This is a genomic window from Nitrosomonas oligotropha (assembly GCF_009833085.1).
In the GTDB taxonomy this organism is placed as follows: Bacteria; Pseudomonadota; Gammaproteobacteria; order Burkholderiales; family Nitrosomonadaceae; genus Nitrosomonas; species Nitrosomonas oligotropha.
This window is the reverse complement of sequence record NZ_QRBZ01000029.1, coordinates 1-16,088: the sequence shown is the minus strand read 5'-3', so window position 1 is coordinate 16,088 and position 16,088 is coordinate 1. Positions and strand designations below refer to the sequence as shown.

Sequence of the window (16,088 nt, the reverse complement as noted above, 5' to 3'; positions counted from 1 at the left end):
TTCCAATATATTGGAAATATGGCTCGCTGTCAAAGATTTTAAAATTAATCTCTACAAGGGCGGATTCAAAAACCAACTGTAACCGTTAATGTTTAATAATGATTTTCGCGGGTTCCGGAACCCGAGTGATTTTCCAGGTCGCGTATTCAGATTCCACCAAACAGCGGTAACTTACCGGTGTACGGTTAGCAAGAATCGATTGAGTTGAAACAAACCGCAGCGAGATCACTGCACAGCTGAAAGAAATGATGATGACTGAACGATATCAGTCTGATGGAATTAAAAACCGGCATTCCGATATCACGGAATGCCGGTTTCTTTTTTAAAACAGTCTACGCAATCAGCAATCAGACTGCGGTAGCTTGCTTGCGGCGATAGCCGGCAAAACCGAGTATACCGAGACCTGCCAACAACATGGCGTAGGTTTCAGGTTCAGGAACGGGAACGAGGTTGGCGGCAACATCATGTCCAACAATGCCCATCGTGCCCGAGTATGTGAAAACCTCACTAGGAGAAAAACGGACAGATGCGGTGATCACGGTGCCAGCCAATTCGGCTACGATTGCGCCGTAACCGCCGTTACTGGCAACGTCCGGATCCCAGGAAAATGTGAATACATTCAATGGGTCGAAACCGGTGAAGTCAAAACCGAATACGGTTGAGCCCACCGCGCCAAATAATGACGATGTGCCATTGGCTTCCGGATCATAGGCAAAAGTTCCACCGCCCGAACCACCGAATACCAGCGATTCACCCAGTATGCAACTTCCGCCATCGATACAATGTGTACCGGACAGATCGAACGTGAGTTTCTCGATTTGACCGCTGGTGCCGTCAAAAGCAGCGGTATTGATGCTGAAAGAACCTAACGGGCCAGGGTTGGTTACGGTAATCGAGCCTGCTGGCGATGCATAGCTAACGCCGCTCAATAACACGGAGAACCCGAGCGCGGCGGCAACTTGCGTAGCGCTTTTCATGAATTTCATTATTTTTCTCCCAAAATTAAAAATGACCGGATGATACTTTTAAAACATTTCCTGCACGCTGGCATCTCATGCTCGCGGCAGTAATCGATGCCGATTGGCATCAGCGAGTTTTACTCGCGCAAAATCCCCTCTTGCATGCAGGAATTTTCTCACACGATTTTACCGTTTTTTTGGTTATTCTAGTGCCGATTTTGTACTAATTTCGGGTACCCCTAAGCGCATCGGTAATCTGATTGAAGGGTTTGTTCCGGAAAAAGTTTTCGATATTGCCCGCCAGTTGATCCAGCAGCCGCTGGCGCGATTCGCGGCTGGCCCAGGCGATGTGCGGCGTGACGATCAAATTCGGCGGCAGCTCGCGCAGAATCTGGTTATCCGGTCCGGGTGGCTCACCCTGGATCACGTCGATGGCCGCTCCGGCAATCTGTCCGTTCGATAAGCTCGATAACAAATCGGTTTCGTTGATCAATCCACCGCGCGCGGTGTTGATCAGATACGCCGACGGTTTCATCAGCTCAAATTCGCGGCGGCTGATCAACTGCTGCGTATCCGGCGACAGCGGACAATGCAGCGTGATGAAATCTGCCTGCCGCAATACCTCATCGAATGCGATTCTGCCCGGACGTGGCGGCTTCCCTTTATGCTCCGCGATCAGCACTTGCATGCCGAATGCCTGTGCGACGTGCGCCACCGCATGCCCGAGCTCGCCGTGGCCAATGATGCCGAGCGTTTTGCCGGACAATTCCATGACCGGATAATCGAGCGGACAGAAAAATTGGCTTTGCTGCCAGCCGCCGCGCTTCACCAGCGCCTGATAGTCAATGAAATGACGCGCCTGATTCAGCATCAGCATGAACACATGCTGCACCACCGACGGCGTGGCGTAACCGCGCACGTTGCACACCGGGATGTTGCGCGCAGCGGCGGCTTCCAGGTCGACATTGTTGTACCCGGTCGCTGCCACGCAAATCAGTTTCAACTGCTGCGCCGCGTCAATCGCCGCGCGGCCGATAAACACCTTGTTGCTGACGATCACCTCAGCCGCGCGGATTCTTTCCGGCACCTCCGCCTCGGTGGAATCGTGATGATACTGCCACGGCGATACCGCCCGCTCCAGCGCCGCGCAATCCATATCGCCACGGGTAACGGAACCAAAATCCAGAAAAACTGCGCGCATACCTTGCTCCCAAAATGAGCGGAAATCATATCACAAGCCATCCTTTGGACGTTCCCGCAGCGATCACGTAGAATCGGGCGGATCAATATGGAATATTAAACCGGAGAACGCATGGCCCTAGCCTGGAATGAAATCAAAGACCGCGCGCTGGCGTTTTCCAGAGAATGGGCCAATGCCGAATCGGAAGATGCAGAAGCCAAGCACTTCTGGGTCGAATTTTTCGATGTCTTCGGCATCAGTCCGCGGCGCATCGGCAGTTTTGAACAAAAGGTCAAAAAACTCGATGGCCGCGGCTACATCGACTGGCTGTGGAAAGGCAATCTGCTGATCGAGCACAAATCGCGCGGCAAGGATTTGGATCGCGCTTATCAGCAAGCCATCGACTATTTCCCCGGACTGAAAGAGCACGAACTGCCGCGTTTCGTGCTGGTCAGCGACTTTGCCCGCTTCCGCCTGTACGACATGGTGGAAGGCACGCAGACCGGGTTTCTGCTCAAGGAGCTGTACAAAAACGTCAAGCTGTTTTGGTTCATCGCCGGTTACCAGCCGCAGAAAATTTCACCGGAAAGCCCGGTCAACGCCAAGGCGGTGCAGCGCATGGCAAAGCTGCACGACCAATTGAAACAGATCGGTTATGGCAAGGCCAAGCCGCGCGACTTGGAAGTGTATCTGGTGCGCCTGCTGTTTTGCCTGTTCGCCGAGGACACCGGCATTTTCGAGCGCACCCAGTTCACCGAATTCATTGGGCAGCAAACGCGCGAAGACGGCAGCGACCTGGCGTCGCAACTGGCGCAATTGTTCGACATTCTGAACACACCGGAACACGCGCGGCTGAAAAACCTCGACGACACGCTGGCCCGGTTTCCGTACGTCAACGGAAAATTGTTTGAAGAGCGCCTGCCGTTCGCCAGCTTCGACCGCGACATGCGCGCCGCGCTGCTGGTTTGCTGCGCGCTCGACTGGAGCGGCATTTCCCCGGCGATTTTCGGCTCGCTGTTCCAGAACATCATGGACGAAACGCCGAACGCGCGGCGCAACCTCGGCGCGCACTACACCACCGAGGAAAACATCCTCAAGCTGATCCGTCCGCTATTCCTCGACGAACTGCACGCCGAATTTGAAAAAATCCGCCAGACCGTCAAGGGCCGGACGCAAAACCTGCAAGCGTTTCACAGCAAACTCGCCGGTCTCAAATTTTTAGACCCGGCGTGCGGCTGCGGCAATTTCCTGGTGATCGCGTACCGCGAACTGCGCCGCCTCGAATTGGAAGTACTGCGCACACTCCATGGTGGCGGGCAGTTAGTGCTCGATATATCGAATATTGTCCGGGTCAATGTCGACCAATTCCACGGCATCGAAATCGAAGAATTCCCGATGCAAATCGCGCAAGTCGCGCTGTGGCTCACCGACCACCAGATGAACGCGCAAGTGTCGGAAGAATTCGGCCAAAACTTCACCCGCCTGCCGCTGACCAAATCCGCGCACATCGTGCACGGCAACGCGCTGCGGCTGGATTGGAATACAGTGATTGCGGCGGAGCAATGCCATTACGTGATGGGCAATCCGCCGTTCATTGGCGCAAAATTCATGAACGATGCGCAACGCGCCGATGTCACCGCGATTTTTCACGATACCAAAAATGCCGGATTGCTCGATTACGTCAGCTGCTGGTACCGCAAAGCTACCGATTACATCACCGCTCATCCGGCGATCCGGGTGGCATTCGTATCGACCAACTCGATCACGCAAGGCGAACAAACCGGCGTGCTATGGCCGGATTTGCTGCGGCGCGGCGTACACCTGCATTTTGCCCACCGCACCTTCCAATGGAGCAGCGAAGCCAGCGGTAAAGCCGCCGTGCATTGCGTCATCATCGGTTTTGCTTTGTACGAAGCAATGCACAAAATCATTTTTGAATACGTGAATATCCAAGGCGAACCGCATGCGATTTCTGCCAAAAATATCAATCCTTATTTAGTGGACGCGTCGAACGTCATCGCAGAAGGTCGAATGCAACCACTTTCAGCACCATATCCATTGGTTAATGGCAGCATTCCTGCCGATGGTGGTCATTTGATTCTCGAGTGTAATGAAAAAGATGCTTTGTTAGCTTCGGAGCCCGCTGCGGAAAAATGGCTACGTCCATATTTAGGTGCGGAAGGCTTTATTCACAATCAATATCGTTACTGTTTGTGGCTACTGGATTGTCCACCTAACGAATTACGGGCTATGCTGTCAGTAATGCAACGAATAGAAGCTGTGCGTGGATACCGCTTAGAGAGTACAAAGGAAGCTACCCGTAAGAAAGCAGCTACTCCAACTCGATTTACTGAAAATCGACAACCGTTGAATGGTACTTACTTGGCCTTACCACGCACTTCATCAGAAAACCGCTTTTACATACCCATTGGTTTCTTATCATCGGATGTAATTGCCGCGAACGATTTACAAATTGTACCCAATGCTGGTTTGTATGAATTCGGCATCCTAACCAGCATAATGCACATGGCTTGGGTGAAAACCACATCGGGTCGACTGAAAAGTGATTATCGTTACTCTGCAAAATTTACTTACAACAACTTCCCGTGGCCGGAGCCCACCGATTCGCAACGTCAAGCCATCGAAACCGCCGCACAGGCCGTGCTCGACGCCCGCGCGCAGTTTCCCGATGCCACGCTGGCCGATTTGTACGATCCGCTGAGTATGCCGCCGGAGCTAGTGCGCGCGCATCAACGGCTGGATCGCGCCGTCGATGCCGCGTATGGCAAAAAATCATTTGCATCGGAAGCCGAGCGCGTGGCGTTTTTGTTCGAGCGCTATCAGGCGATTACCAGCTTGCTACCCGCCGCGTCCATCAAAAAATCCGCAAAGCAGCAGCCGGGGTAAAACGGACCGGATTATTTAGCGATGGTGATGCTCGGCACGCCGACGCGCGGGATATCGGTGACGGTCATTTGGAACAGCAGAAATAATAATTGGAACGCGTCGCGGTTCCAGCGTGCGTAAGGTCCCGTGGTATTCACCGCGTAGTAGCGGCCATCCCAGCGAATGGAGAGATCGGCAGCCTGGGGGCGCCAATCGGAAACAGTGAATTCCATCGTCAGATCGGGATTTTCGTTGGCGAGAATCGGTGGCGTTCTGGGGTCTTTCTCAACGTGATAGCCGAGTTCATCACCGAGCGCTTTACCGAGAAAACCGAGTATCGAATGAAAGCTTCTGAGGCGGAACACGCCGCTCATCGGCCACTCTCCGGCATAATGCCCGGCGCGGATATCGAATGCGATGTCGCTGCTGTTGCCGTCCTCTACTTGCCGACGCAGACTTTCTCGTTCTGCGTCGGATAAGATATTAGGGTCGTAGTTGGTGATCAGAATCGGCCCGGCGATGTGTTTGCGCAGTGTATAGGTATGGTCCTGCGGGTTGTAGTGGACGATAAATTCCTTTTGCAGCGACTGAAAACCTTCCGCCGTGATGGCATTGGCCGGGATATTCCAGGTGTTGATCAACGCCAAAGGTTCGGCGTACAGCTGGTTGTGATCCTGAATCGACGATAAATGCAGCACCACGCGGCGGAACATTTCATAACCGGCATTATCCCCCGGACTGTTGCGATACACGCCATTATGCTGCTCCGCACCCATCAGACGCACTTCCTGCGCCATCATGCGCAGCAGCAGGTCGACATCGAAGCGTTGGCGCAGCAGCAACGTCAGTTTGTTTTGCGGAAACGGTGTCAGCAGGCGCTTGGTAAATTCTTCCCCCTCGATCGGCACGATGCTGATGGTCGGGCTTTCCGCCATGCCGCCGCCGAAAACCGGCGATATCACGGCACCAGCCAGTCCGCCCGGCGATGGCGTGGCGCCTGCACTCGCCTGAAAATTGAAAGTTGCGGCGATGTTGGAAACACCGGTGAAATGAATCGGCTGGCGGTAATGCGCACGCACGATATTGATCAACAACTGCTGTGAAACCGCATCGGTGACCGCTTCATCGTACGCCAGCACGGCGCGGTTCAAGGCCATCGGAGACAGACACCCCGCGAGAGTAATCAGGATAAACAAGCACAGCAATAATCGCGGCAAACGGTTTTGCTGAGCTGGATGCGTATTTTTATAATCCACCAATCATTCTCACTATCCTAAAACAGGCCTTTTCGATATAGCGCGCACAAATCCATTGTCAGCGCGACACTACAGTGAATCATAACACCCAGCCAGATACTTTTGCTCTTTAAGCTCAGGAATCCTAAAACGACGCCTGCGATAATCGCCGCGATCGTTTCCGGCATCGGTTTGCCGAAATGAATCATGCAATACGGAATCACCATGACGAAAATGGCGTAAAACCCGAATCTATGCTTGGTGCCATGCAGAATAAAACCGCGGAAGAAGAATTCCAATGCGAGAAATTGCAGGAAATACACGATTTCCCATATAAAGAAATTGGGAAACAGGCTTTCATTTTTGGCTACCGTGTAAAACGGGTAACGCGCAAGAAAGCTCTCGCTCCCGGAAAAATAAAATACTAGCGGCACCATGACCGCCAGCATGCCGAGATACAGCGGATAACCTTTACCGGCGTTCTTTAACTGCAATCCGTAATCCGTCAGACTTTCCTTGAATACCAGCAGAATAATGCACGCCGGGAAAACGAAGTAAAAGAAAATAACTACCGATGCCCAGTAAATTAACTGATGCAATTGTGCGTTGGCATGATGCTGCAGGAGATTATCCGCTGCTTGCGCCAATCCGGTCAGATTCAAATCCCGCAGAATACCGGTCAAATAGTACGCATCGCCCAGATAACGCGTGCAAGTGAGGGAGAAAGCGACGATCAGGCATATCAACACCACTTTCACATCGAGCTGACTGATGTTTTCCTGCAATGACCGTAACGAACTGGCTTCCGACTTCAGAAATACAAAAGAAAAAAGTTTTTTATTGATCATCTTTTATCTATAAACCAAGCGGACGAACCGGAAATACTGTTAAAAGCGTTCCCTGGCTTAGTTTCCCAATGAAACCGGCTAGTAATATTCCGGCCTGGCGAGGCTTTCAAAACACGTATATTGGCCCAGGAAAGCCAAATCGACTTTGCCGATCGGGCCGTTACGCTGTTTGCCGATGATGATCTCGGCGATGCCTTTGTCGGGTGAATCGGGGTTATACACTTCGTCGCGGTAAATGAACAAAATCACGTCGGCGTCTTGCTCGATTGCGCCGGATTCGCGCAAATCCGACATCACCGGGCGTTTGTTGGGACGTTGCTCCAAGCTGCGGTTCAGCTGTGATAAGGCGATCACCGGCACTTTCAGTTCCTTCGCCAGCCCCTTCAATGCGCGCGATATTTCGGAAATTTCCGTGGCGCGGTTTTCCCCTTGGCCGGTGGACGACATCAGTTGCAAATAATCGACCACGATCAAACCGAGCTCGCCGTACTGGCGGTACAGCCTTCTGGCGCGTGCTCTGAGTTCCAAGGCATTCAGCGCGGCGGTTTCGTCGATGAAAATCGGTGCTTCGTTGAGTTTTCCCAAGGCGTGCGTAAGTTTGGGCCAATCTTCGTCATCCAGCCGTCCGGTGCGCACTTTGTGCTGATCGAGCTTGCCAACCGATCCCAGCATCCGCATGGCCAGCTGCGCGCCGCCCATTTCCATACTGAATACCGCGACCGGCTTGTTTAATTCCAGCGCGACATACTCGGCAATGTTCAGGGAAAATGCGGTTTTTCCCATTGAGGGACGGCCCGCGACGATGACCAGATCGCCCGGTTGAAACCCCGATGTTTTTTGGTCGAGATCGTGAAAACCGGATGCGATGCCGGTGACATTGCTGGGATTATCCTGGCTGTACAGCAGCTCGATTCTTTCCACCACTTGTTTCAGCAGCGGCTGGATGTCGATGAATCCTTCCTTGCCGCGCGCGCCTTCCTCGGCGATTTCAAACACCTTGGCTTCCGCTTCGTCGAGCAAGTCCGCCGCGGAACGTCCCGCCGGGTTGTAAGCGGAATCGGTGATCTGCACCCCGATTTGCGCCAGGTAGCGCATGATGGAGCGTTCCCGGACAATTTCGGCGTAGCGCTTGATATTCGCCGCCGATGGCGTGTTTTGCACGATGGTGCCGATGTACGCGAGACCGCCGACGGTTTGCAGCTCCGCCGATGTTTCCAGGGATTCCGCCACGGTAATCACATCCGCCGGTTTGTTATGCTCGATCAGCTTACAAATGTGGTGATAAATCAGGCGGTGATCGTGGCGGTAAAAATCGCTGTCGGTGATGATGTCGGCGACTTTTTCCCAGGCGTTATTGTCCAGCATGAGTCCGCCCAGCACCGACTGCTCGCTTTCTATCGAATGCGGCGGTGTTTTATAGGGATCGAGAAACTGCTCTTGATGAAGACTGATCGGTGATTGTGCCATAGGATCCGGAAACACCATTGAAGGAGTATTGATTTTATCACTTGCTGACCGGCAAATGAAAAAGGACTATCGAAATAGTCCTTTTAAAAACGTAACCACCTGAAAACAGGCTATTACATCGCTGCTTCACCCAATACCGATACGGTGATATTGGCGGTCACATCGCTGTTCAGCGCAATAGCCAGCGGATAATCGCCCACCTGTTTCAATTGACCATTCGGCATGCGGATCATGGCGCGTTCCACGGTAAAACCGAGTGCGGCAAGCGCTTCGGCGATATTGGCATTGGTTACCGAGCCGAACAATTTTCCATCGCTACCGGCTTTTTGCGTAATTTGCACCAGCAATCCTTCGAGTTTCACAGCAACCGCTTGCGCTGCCGCCAGAACGGCTGCTTGTTTTTTCTCCAGTTCTGCACGTTTCGATTGGAACTCCGCAATAGCCTGTTCGGTTGCACGTCTTGCTTTGCCTTGCGGAATCAGATAATTCCGTGCAAAACCGCTTTTGACGTTCACAACATCACCCAATTGCCCTAAATTCGTAATTTTTTCCATCAAAATAATTTGCATTGTAATTACTCCTTAGTGACGATCGGTGTAAGGCAATAGTGCCAGAAAACGCGCATGATCTATGGCAGTGCTCAACTGACGCTGGTAGAAGGAAGTCGTGCCGGTAATACGCGCCGGGATGATCTTGCCATTTTCACTGATAAAATCCTTCAGGATTTCAATGTCTTTATAGTCCACATGCTTGATGCCTTCCGCGGTGAAACGGCAAAACTTTTTGCGTTTGAATAACGGGCGGTTGGCTTTCTTTTCTCTTTCTTTATCTTTGCTGTCTTTGCGTCTGCTGGTAAAACGTGTCATGTTAATTCCTGTTATCTGATTAAATAAGTTCGATATGTTCCGCGTGCAATACCAATTGTTGGCTCATGTGACTCTTTCTATTGAGAAATCCGCTCAGTTTAACCATGCTATCAAGCTTAAACCCGGCGATCGTCAGAGCTAATTGGCCCAATGCAACAACCAGAATATCCAATATTATTTGCCGAACTACACCAGCTTCCTTTTGCTTCGACACATGATTGATCGTAAATTCAATCACGGCCACACCAGCCGGTGTGTAGCGTAAAACGCCCAGTTTGACAATTTTTCCACAAATAATGGTGCGATTACATTCCAATTGCAATGTGTTTACGCAGGAGTGCTGGCTTCATCCGGCACTTCATCGGTTTCCAGTTCCTCAGCCACTACTTCGGCTGTACTCAAACCTGCGGCGCGCGATCTTTCCTCTTGACGCATCATCGCCGATGGTTCCGTGATAGGACCGTCGACCTTAATGGTTAAATGGCGCAGCACGGCGTCGCTGAATTTGAATGCATGATCCAAGTCATCCAGCGCTTCTTGATTGCATTCGATATTCATCAACACATAATGCGCTTTGTGAACTTTCTGAATCAGATAGGCAAGCTGACGGCGCCCCCAATCTTCCACGCGATGAACCTTGCCATCTTTTGCGGTTACAATGCCGCGGTAGCGTTCGATCATTGCAGGTACTTGTTCACTTTGATCAGGATGAACAATAAAAACGATTTCGTAATGTCGCATAATTTCCTTTTGGGTAAAGTCTCCCACGACTTTCATGTGGTGAGACAAGGTTGAAAAGCCGGTAATTTTACTGAATTATTAAGGCAATATCAATTACTGTTCAAATAATTGCGATTCTGTTATTCGCCTCACGGCTGAACTGGTAAAATTCACGTGCTGCGCGCAGGAATTCATCCTTTGCTATAATCTCTTCCGTCACAATTAAACGATAGTAAGTACAAACAAAGAGTTAAAACCGATGCTGCTGATGATAGACAACTACGATTCCTTTACCTATAACTTGGTGCAGTATTTCTCCGAGCTGGGTGAAAAGGTTGCGGTATACCGGAACGACGAGATCACGCTGGACAAAATCGCGCAATTGAACCCCGAGCGGATCGTCATTTCTCCCGGGCCATGCACGCCCAATGAAGCGGGGGTATCGCTGGCGGTGATCAATCAGTTCAGTCAAAACATTCCGGTACTGGGTGTCTGCCTGGGACATCAAAGCATCGGTCAGGCGTTTGGCGGACGGGTGGTTCATGCCAAGCAACTGATGCACGGCAAAACATCGCCGATTTTTCATCACGACACCGGCGTTTTCCGCGGTTTGCCCAATCCATTCACCGCCACCCGTTATCATTCCCTGGTGGTTGAGCGCGCAACGCTGCCGGATTGCCTTGAAATCACAGCATGGACCGAGGACGGTGAAATCATGGGCATCCGTCACAAAACACTTGCCATCGAGGGCATTCAATTCCATCCCGAATCCATCTTGAGCGAGCATGGGCACCAAATGCTCGAAAACTTTCTCCACCGGCAATAAGCCCGCTCGACCAAAGGTGATTGAATGACACCACAAGAAGCACTCCAGCGCATTACTGCGCATCAGGAAATAATGCACGATGACATGGTTTCCTTGATGCGTCAGATCATGCAAGGAGACATTCCGCCCGTTCTCATTGCCGCGATCATCACCGGTCTGCGGGTAAAAAAAGAAACGGTCGGGGAAATCACCGCAGCAGCGCAAGTCATGCGTGAATTTGCCAGCAAAGTCGCCGTTGCCGATCACACGCATTTAGTGGATACCTGCGGCACGGGTGGAGATTCCTTGCATACATTCAATATTTCCACGGCATCGGCTTTTGTCGCCGCAGCGGCAGGCGCGTGCGTCGCCAAACATGGCGGCCGGTCGGTTTCAAGCAAATCAGGCAGCGCGGATGTGCTGGAAGCACTCGGTGTCAATCTCAACCAAACACCGCAACAGGTGGCGCAAAGTGTCAGTGAAACCGGCGTCGGTTTCATGTTTGCGCCCAACTACCATGCGGCGATGAAACATGCCGCTCCGGTCCGGCGTGAACTCGGTATCAAAACCTTATTCAACATCCTCGGCCCGTTAATCAACCCCGCCAGCGCAAAGCGGCAAGTTTTGGGTGTGTTCAATGAAGATCTGGTCAAAACCTTGGCGCTTGTACTGCAGCGGCTGGGTAGCGAACATGTGCTGATCGTGCACGGCAGCGATGGATTGGATGAAATCACCATCACGGGCGAAACAAGCATTGGTGAGTTGAAAAACGGTCAAGTCACGGTTTATACCGTCAGACCGGAAGATTTCAATTTAAAAACGTCAGCAATCGAAGCTATCCAGGTTACCGATAGCGCCGACGCCAAAACAATGTTGCTTTCGGTACTGGAAAATACCGCCGGACCGGCGCGCGATATCGTGCTGATGAATGCCGGCGCGGCGATATATGCCGCCGGTGTGGCAGACACGCTCGAACAGGGAATCAAAGCCGCGCTACGCGCCATCGAAAGCGGCGCTGCGTTAAAGAAACTCCATGACCTGGTGGAATTCACCCACAGAAATTCTGTATAAGATCACAATGTCCGACATTCTAAAAAAAATCCTCACTGTCAAGAAACAAGAGATCAGCGCTGCCAAGGGATTGAAACCTTATGCGATACTAAGTCAGGAAGCCCAATCCGCAGCGCCACCGCGCGATTTTCTGGCAGCCATCACGAGCAAAATTGAAGCGGGACAACCGGCTGTCATTGCCGAAATCAAACAAGCCAGTCCCAGCAAGGGAGTATTGCGTGGCCGTTCCACCAGCGGAAATACGCCGTCGTTTGAGTTTATCCCGGCGGAGATAGCGCAAACGTATGCGCAGCATGGCGCAGCGTGTTTATCGGTATTGACGGATCGACAATTTTTTATGGGAAGTCCCGATTACCTGCAAGCCGCGCGCGCCGCATGCCCACTGCCGGTTTTGCGCAAGGATTTTATCCTGGATGAATACCAGATCGCCGAAGCGCGTGCTATGGGCGCCGATTGTATTTTATTGATCGTGAGTGCTTTCATCATAGAGTCTGGCGCTGAATCCAATAATGCTACCGATAATCCCCTGCACCAAATGGCTGCACTTGAGAAATTGTCGCACTCGCTGGGCATGTCGGTCTTGGTCGAAGTGCACGATGCGGCTGAATTGCAACTGGCGTTGCAGCTGACCACCCCGCTCATTGGCATCAACAACCGCAATTTGCGGACTTTTGAAACTTCCCTCGATACAACGCTGGAGTTACTTGATCGAATTCCATCCGGGCGGATTGTGATTACCGAAAGCGGCATCCATACCGCAGCAGACGTTGCACGCATGCGATCGCATCACGTCAATGCCTTTCTCGTCGGTGAAGCTTTCATGCGCGCTGAAGATCCCGGTATTGAATTAGCACGATTATTTTTCTAATCCTTGCTGTCGCTGCCAGTACGCCAGCGTCACAAGAGGCTCGCTGTTCCAGTCGACATTGAGAAAGGATAGTGCATTGTTTCCTCAAGATTTATCCACGGGTGTCGTAGAAAATTCCTGACGTATCTCATTCAGGAGTTGAAAATGCTACAACAACATCAAAGAAAATTATCGGACTGGGTTAATTTTCTTACAACAGCTGAAATTCCTGTTCTCAAACAGACAGCCCGCAACCTTGCCATTCTCCAACAGGACGAGCAACATCTCAACGCGCGCAGTTTCGCTCATGTCGTGAAAAACGACCCACTGATGACCGTTAAGCTGTTGCGGTATATGCAGCAGCATAAACACCGGACTCAAGAACATGATGTAATGGAAGTCGAGCAAATCATTTTGATGCTCGGCTTGGAAGCAACGCTGAACAAGATACCCGCTAAGCCTTTGGTTGAAGATATCTTGGGGCGCAACAATATGAGTGCGCTGGTCTATTTACTAAAAACCACTCACCGCGCCAATATCGCTTCCACCTACGCTTTTGACTGGGCGGTCCGCCTGCACGATTTACATTTTGCGGAAATCCGTCTGGCTGCGTTACTGCACGATATCGCCGAAATGCTCATGTGGTGCTTTTCTCCCACGGAAATGCTAAAAATAAAACAGTTACAGAAACAAAACAAAGCACTCCGCAGCACCGCCGCACAAGAAAAAGTGCTCGGCTTTTCTTTGTACCAACTCCAGCTGGAACTCGTAATCAAATGGAAATTACCAGAATTACTGATCGCCTTGATGGACGACAATAATTCAAACTTACAAAGAGTACGTAATGTGGTCTTGGCAGTAAATTTAGCCCGTCATTCCGCCAATGGATGGGATGACGCTGCTTTACCGGACGACTATGAAGATATTGCCAAACTTCTGCACCTGCAAGCAGGCGACATCATGACCATCGTTGGTGCCAGTAAACATTCTGAAGATGCGAGCCATCTCGCATGAACCCATTTAAATAGGGTAATTGGTGCCGACACCAAGAATCGAACTCGGGACCTTCTGATTACAAATACTAAAGTCCATATATACCCACTGATTAATTAACATTAATGTAAATATATAGAACAATATGTTATGATTAATGTCATATTAACGGGGTTACATAGAAATTAACCATATTTCACCTTTACTGTAACCCCGGTGTAACCCCAGTGAGGTTAATATGGAAAACAGAATCAATTTCACCAAAGCAGTTATTGACGCATTGCCTATACCTGAATCCGGCAAGCGCAACACCTATCACGATATAAAAACTTCCGGCTTGCAGCTTCGCGTCACTTCCACTGGCGTAAAAACCTTCAGCGTATACAGGCGCATCAAACATGGCGATCCTGAGCGTATAACGCTAGGCCGTTATCCCGACATGACCATAGAACAGGCAAGACGGGAAGCCGTAAGAATCGCCTCCGATATTGCAGAAGGCAAAAACCCCGCCGAGGTCAAACGCGGTCATAAAGCGGAATTAACTTTTTCTGATTTATTTGGCGATTACATGGAACGACACTCCAAGCCAAAGAAAAAAACATGGGCAGAAGATCAAGCACAATTCAGGTTGTACCTTGAAAAGCCATTAGGTAATAAGAAGCTATCAACCATTGACCGTAAAAGTATTGCACATATACATAGCAGCATTACAAAAGCGGGTTATGCGCCCACTGCAAACCGAGTAAAAGCGTTGCTTTCCAGCGTTTTCGGATGGGCAATCACAGTAGGATTATGTGAATCGAATCCAGTTATCGGGATTAAATCTAACAAGGAAAATCAGCGTGACCGTTTCCTGCAATCCGATGAACTGCCAAGATTCTTTGAATCACTTGCAGGAGAACCCAATTCAACGATTAGGGATTACATACTGATTAGCCTTTTAACCGGTGCAAGGCGTAGTAATGTTTTATCTATGCGCTGGCAGGACATCAGCTTAGAACGAGCAGAATGGCGCATTCCCATGACAAAGAACGGAACACCGCAAACGGTAGCACTGTCACCCGAAGCCATAGAGATATTGCAGAACAGAAAACCATCAGATGATGCTGTATTTGTTTTTCCCGGTTCTGGCCGAGCCGGTCATTTAATGGAACCCAAGAAAGGCTGGAAACGAATCCTAGAGCGTGCTGGAATCGGCAATCTCCGCATTCATGATCTAAGGCGGACGTTGGGAAGTTGGCAAGCTAAAACCGGTGCATCACTAGCGATTATCGGAAAATCACTCAATCACAAGAGCCAGAACACAACCGCAATTTATGCACGGCTTGACCTTGATCCGGTAAGAGATTCGATCAACAAGGCAACCGGCGCAATGCTGGCGGCAGCAGGAGTGAAACAGTCTGCCAATGTCGCGAAGATAAAAGGAACGAAATGAGTAGAAAGCGGCTTGGAGACGAGTTAGATGAGCTTTTAGCTGAGCTTACTCCGCGCAAGAAAAGGGAAGAAGCTGGGACTAGCTATCAGGAATCTTTAAATAATCCGGACTCATTGGCGTACAGATTAAACAAATATGTAGAGCAATTAAGTGATGAAGAGCGTCGGAAAATATTTGCTGGAATATACGAAATTGCTTTCGATGCATACGAAGAAGAATACCTTGCTGGCGATCTCAATGCACTGATGAAATGCATCAGCTTTTGTTGCACCGAAAAACTGGTTTTACCAAACTGGGCAGCAAAAGCATTTCATGAAGGATATACAAAAATCAGTAATCGTGAAGCTAAAAGTTGGGATGTGGTTTTTGGCAAGCCCAATAAAGGCAGACACAAAGCAAAACGTAGTGAAGAAGAGAATATAAAAATATACCTGTATATACGCGAACAAGTCAGCAAGGGAAGCCCCATCGACGAAGGGTTATTTTCAGATGCAGCCGAGCAATTCGATGGTTATTCAACAGAAATGAAGAAAATTTATTACCATGTCTTGAAACATGGGTGTTTGCGGTGGAAAAAATCGATGTTGGAAGGAACTCGAATCACACATGCGGCTTTAGAGCTTTTAGACCTAAGTCCATGGCAAAAAGAACACGAAAAAAATTAAATAATCAGAAAACAAGACCCCGTCTCATTTTCCGCGAAATTTTAAAAATTCGCGCATATTCAATACAAAAAGCATAAAACATAATTCCAATTAATCCCGGTTTCTGGGTAT

General features: G+C 50.3%; 16 protein-coding genes. 7 read left to right on the top strand and 9 right to left on the bottom strand.

Annotation, left to right across the window (positions count from 1 at the left end; all coding sequences use genetic code 11):
• Positions 1–347: 347 nt before the first annotated feature.
• Positions 348–986, bottom strand: coding sequence for a PEP-CTERM sorting domain-containing protein (locus ABD07_RS15030; RefSeq protein ID WP_240142505.1), 639 nt, complete (start codon positions 984–986; stop codon positions 348–350).
• 196 nt (positions 987–1,182) lie between these two features.
• Entirely contained in the window at positions 1,183–2,160 is a 978-nt protein-coding gene (locus tag ABD07_RS09630; RefSeq protein WP_160818099.1) for a 2-hydroxyacid dehydrogenase, read from the bottom strand.
• Positions 2,161–2,271: 111 nt separating this feature from the next.
• On the opposite strand from ABD07_RS09630, the gene ABD07_RS09625 reads away from it, so the two are divergent.
• Positions 2,272–5,046 carry a DNA methyltransferase gene (locus tag ABD07_RS09625; protein ID WP_160818098.1) on the top strand — a complete coding sequence of 925 codons (2,775 nt, stop codon included), beginning with the start codon at positions 2,272–2,274 and terminating at the stop codon, positions 5,044–5,046.
• Between the two features lie 11 nt (positions 5,047–5,057).
• On the opposite strand, the gene ABD07_RS09620 is transcribed toward ABD07_RS09625, so the two are convergent.
• From ABD07_RS09620 to rpsF, 7 genes are all read right to left on the bottom strand, one after another.
• Positions 5,058–6,281 carry a hypothetical protein gene (locus ABD07_RS09620; protein WP_160818097.1) on the bottom strand — a complete coding sequence of 408 codons (1,224 nt, stop codon included), beginning with the start codon at positions 6,279–6,281 and terminating at the stop codon, positions 5,058–5,060.
• Positions 6,282–6,298: 17 nt separating this feature from the next.
• Positions 6,299–7,108 carry a CPBP family intramembrane glutamic endopeptidase gene (locus ABD07_RS09615; RefSeq protein ID WP_160818096.1) on the bottom strand — a complete coding sequence of 270 codons (810 nt, stop codon included), beginning with the start codon at positions 7,106–7,108 and terminating at the stop codon, positions 6,299–6,301.
• Between the two features lie 78 nt (positions 7,109–7,186).
• Positions 7,187–8,575, bottom strand: coding sequence for a replicative DNA helicase (gene dnaB, locus ABD07_RS09610; protein ID WP_108699292.1), 1,389 nt, complete (start codon positions 8,573–8,575; stop codon positions 7,187–7,189).
• Between the two features lie 113 nt (positions 8,576–8,688).
• Positions 8,689–9,144: a 50S ribosomal protein L9 gene (gene rplI / locus ABD07_RS09605; protein ID WP_108699266.1), complete on the bottom strand. Its 456-nt coding sequence runs from the start codon at positions 9,142–9,144 to the stop codon at positions 8,689–8,691.
• 12 nt (positions 9,145–9,156) lie between these two features.
• Complete coding sequence (gene rpsR, locus ABD07_RS09600) at positions 9,157–9,441, bottom strand: 30S ribosomal protein S18 (protein WP_108699267.1); 285 nt, start codon at positions 9,439–9,441, stop codon at positions 9,157–9,159.
• Between the two features lie 19 nt (positions 9,442–9,460).
• Positions 9,461–9,763, bottom strand: a complete 303-nt coding sequence (gene priB, locus ABD07_RS09595) for a primosomal replication protein N (RefSeq protein WP_240142504.1) — start codon at positions 9,761–9,763, stop codon at positions 9,461–9,463.
• 5 nt (positions 9,764–9,768) lie between these two features.
• Positions 9,769–10,182, bottom strand: coding sequence for a 30S ribosomal protein S6 (gene rpsF, locus ABD07_RS09590; RefSeq protein ID WP_108699268.1), 414 nt, complete (start codon positions 10,180–10,182; stop codon positions 9,769–9,771).
• 238 nt (positions 10,183–10,420) lie between these two features.
• Here rpsF and ABD07_RS09585 point away from each other — a divergent pair, with 238 nt between their 5' ends.
• The 6 genes from ABD07_RS09585 (at position 10,421) to ABD07_RS09560 (ending at position 15,977) form a co-directional block, all read left to right on the top strand.
• Positions 10,421–10,987 carry an anthranilate synthase component II gene (locus ABD07_RS09585; protein ID WP_121167200.1) on the top strand — a complete coding sequence of 189 codons (567 nt, stop codon included), beginning with the start codon at positions 10,421–10,423 and terminating at the stop codon, positions 10,985–10,987.
• A gap of 24 nt (positions 10,988–11,011) precedes the next feature.
• Complete coding sequence (gene trpD / locus ABD07_RS09580; RefSeq protein WP_160818095.1) at positions 11,012–12,037, top strand: anthranilate phosphoribosyltransferase; 1,026 nt, start codon at positions 11,012–11,014, stop codon at positions 12,035–12,037.
• A gap of 7 nt (positions 12,038–12,044) precedes the next feature.
• Positions 12,045–12,905: an indole-3-glycerol phosphate synthase TrpC gene (gene trpC / locus ABD07_RS09575; RefSeq protein WP_160818100.1), complete on the top strand. Its 861-nt coding sequence runs from the start codon at positions 12,045–12,047 to the stop codon at positions 12,903–12,905.
• Between the two features lie 144 nt (positions 12,906–13,049).
• A complete protein-coding gene (locus tag ABD07_RS09570; protein ID WP_160818094.1) occupies positions 13,050–13,898 on the top strand; it encodes an HDOD domain-containing protein in 849 nt (282 codons plus the stop codon).
• A 217-nt stretch (positions 13,899–14,115) separates the two neighbouring features.
• Positions 14,116–15,312 carry a tyrosine-type recombinase/integrase gene (locus ABD07_RS09565; RefSeq protein ID WP_160818093.1) on the top strand — a complete coding sequence of 399 codons (1,197 nt, stop codon included), beginning with the start codon at positions 14,116–14,118 and terminating at the stop codon, positions 15,310–15,312.
• Positions 15,309–15,977 carry a hypothetical protein gene (locus tag ABD07_RS09560; protein WP_160818092.1) on the top strand — a complete coding sequence of 223 codons (669 nt, stop codon included), beginning with the start codon at positions 15,309–15,311 and terminating at the stop codon, positions 15,975–15,977. Before ABD07_RS09565 ends, ABD07_RS09560 begins: the two co-directional genes overlap by 4 nt.
• The last annotated feature ends 111 nt before the right edge of the window (positions 15,978–16,088 follow it).

Excerpts from the sequence above, each read along its gene's own strand:
- ABD07_RS09560 (WP_160818092.1), top strand. The coding sequence starts at position 15,309 with ATGAGTAGAAAGCGGCTTGGAGACGAGTTAGATGAGCTTTTAGCTGAG.
- ABD07_RS09625 (WP_160818098.1), top strand. The coding sequence starts at position 2,272 with ATGGCCCTAGCCTGGAATGAAATCAAAGACCGCGCGCTGGCGTTTTCC.
- ABD07_RS09630 (WP_160818099.1), bottom strand. The coding sequence starts at position 2,160 with ATGCGCGCAGTTTTTCTGGATTTTGGTTCCGTTACCCGTGGCGATATG.
- ABD07_RS15030 (WP_240142505.1), bottom strand. The coding sequence starts at position 986 with ATGAAATTCATGAAAAGCGCTACGCAAGTTGCCGCCGCGCTCGGGTTC.
- rpsF (WP_108699268.1), bottom strand. The coding sequence starts at position 10,182 with ATGCGACATTACGAAATCGTTTTTATTGTTCATCCTGATCAAAGTGAA.
- trpD (WP_160818095.1), top strand. The coding sequence starts at position 11,012 with ATGACACCACAAGAAGCACTCCAGCGCATTACTGCGCATCAGGAAATA.
- ABD07_RS09585 (WP_121167200.1), top strand. The coding sequence starts at position 10,421 with ATGCTGCTGATGATAGACAACTACGATTCCTTTACCTATAACTTGGTG.
- ABD07_RS09615 (WP_160818096.1), bottom strand. The coding sequence starts at position 7,108 with ATGATCAATAAAAAACTTTTTTCTTTTGTATTTCTGAAGTCGGAAGCC.
- ABD07_RS09570 (WP_160818094.1), top strand. The coding sequence starts at position 13,050 with ATGCTACAACAACATCAAAGAAAATTATCGGACTGGGTTAATTTTCTT.
- rpsR (WP_108699267.1), bottom strand. The coding sequence starts at position 9,441 with ATGACACGTTTTACCAGCAGACGCAAAGACAGCAAAGATAAAGAAAGA.
- trpC (WP_160818100.1), top strand. The coding sequence starts at position 12,045 with ATGTCCGACATTCTAAAAAAAATCCTCACTGTCAAGAAACAAGAGATC.
- ABD07_RS09565 (WP_160818093.1), top strand. The coding sequence starts at position 14,116 with ATGGAAAACAGAATCAATTTCACCAAAGCAGTTATTGACGCATTGCCT.
- rplI (WP_108699266.1), bottom strand. The coding sequence starts at position 9,144 with ATGCAAATTATTTTGATGGAAAAAATTACGAATTTAGGGCAATTGGGT.
- dnaB (WP_108699292.1), bottom strand. The coding sequence starts at position 8,575 with ATGGCACAATCACCGATCAGTCTTCATCAAGAGCAGTTTCTCGATCCC.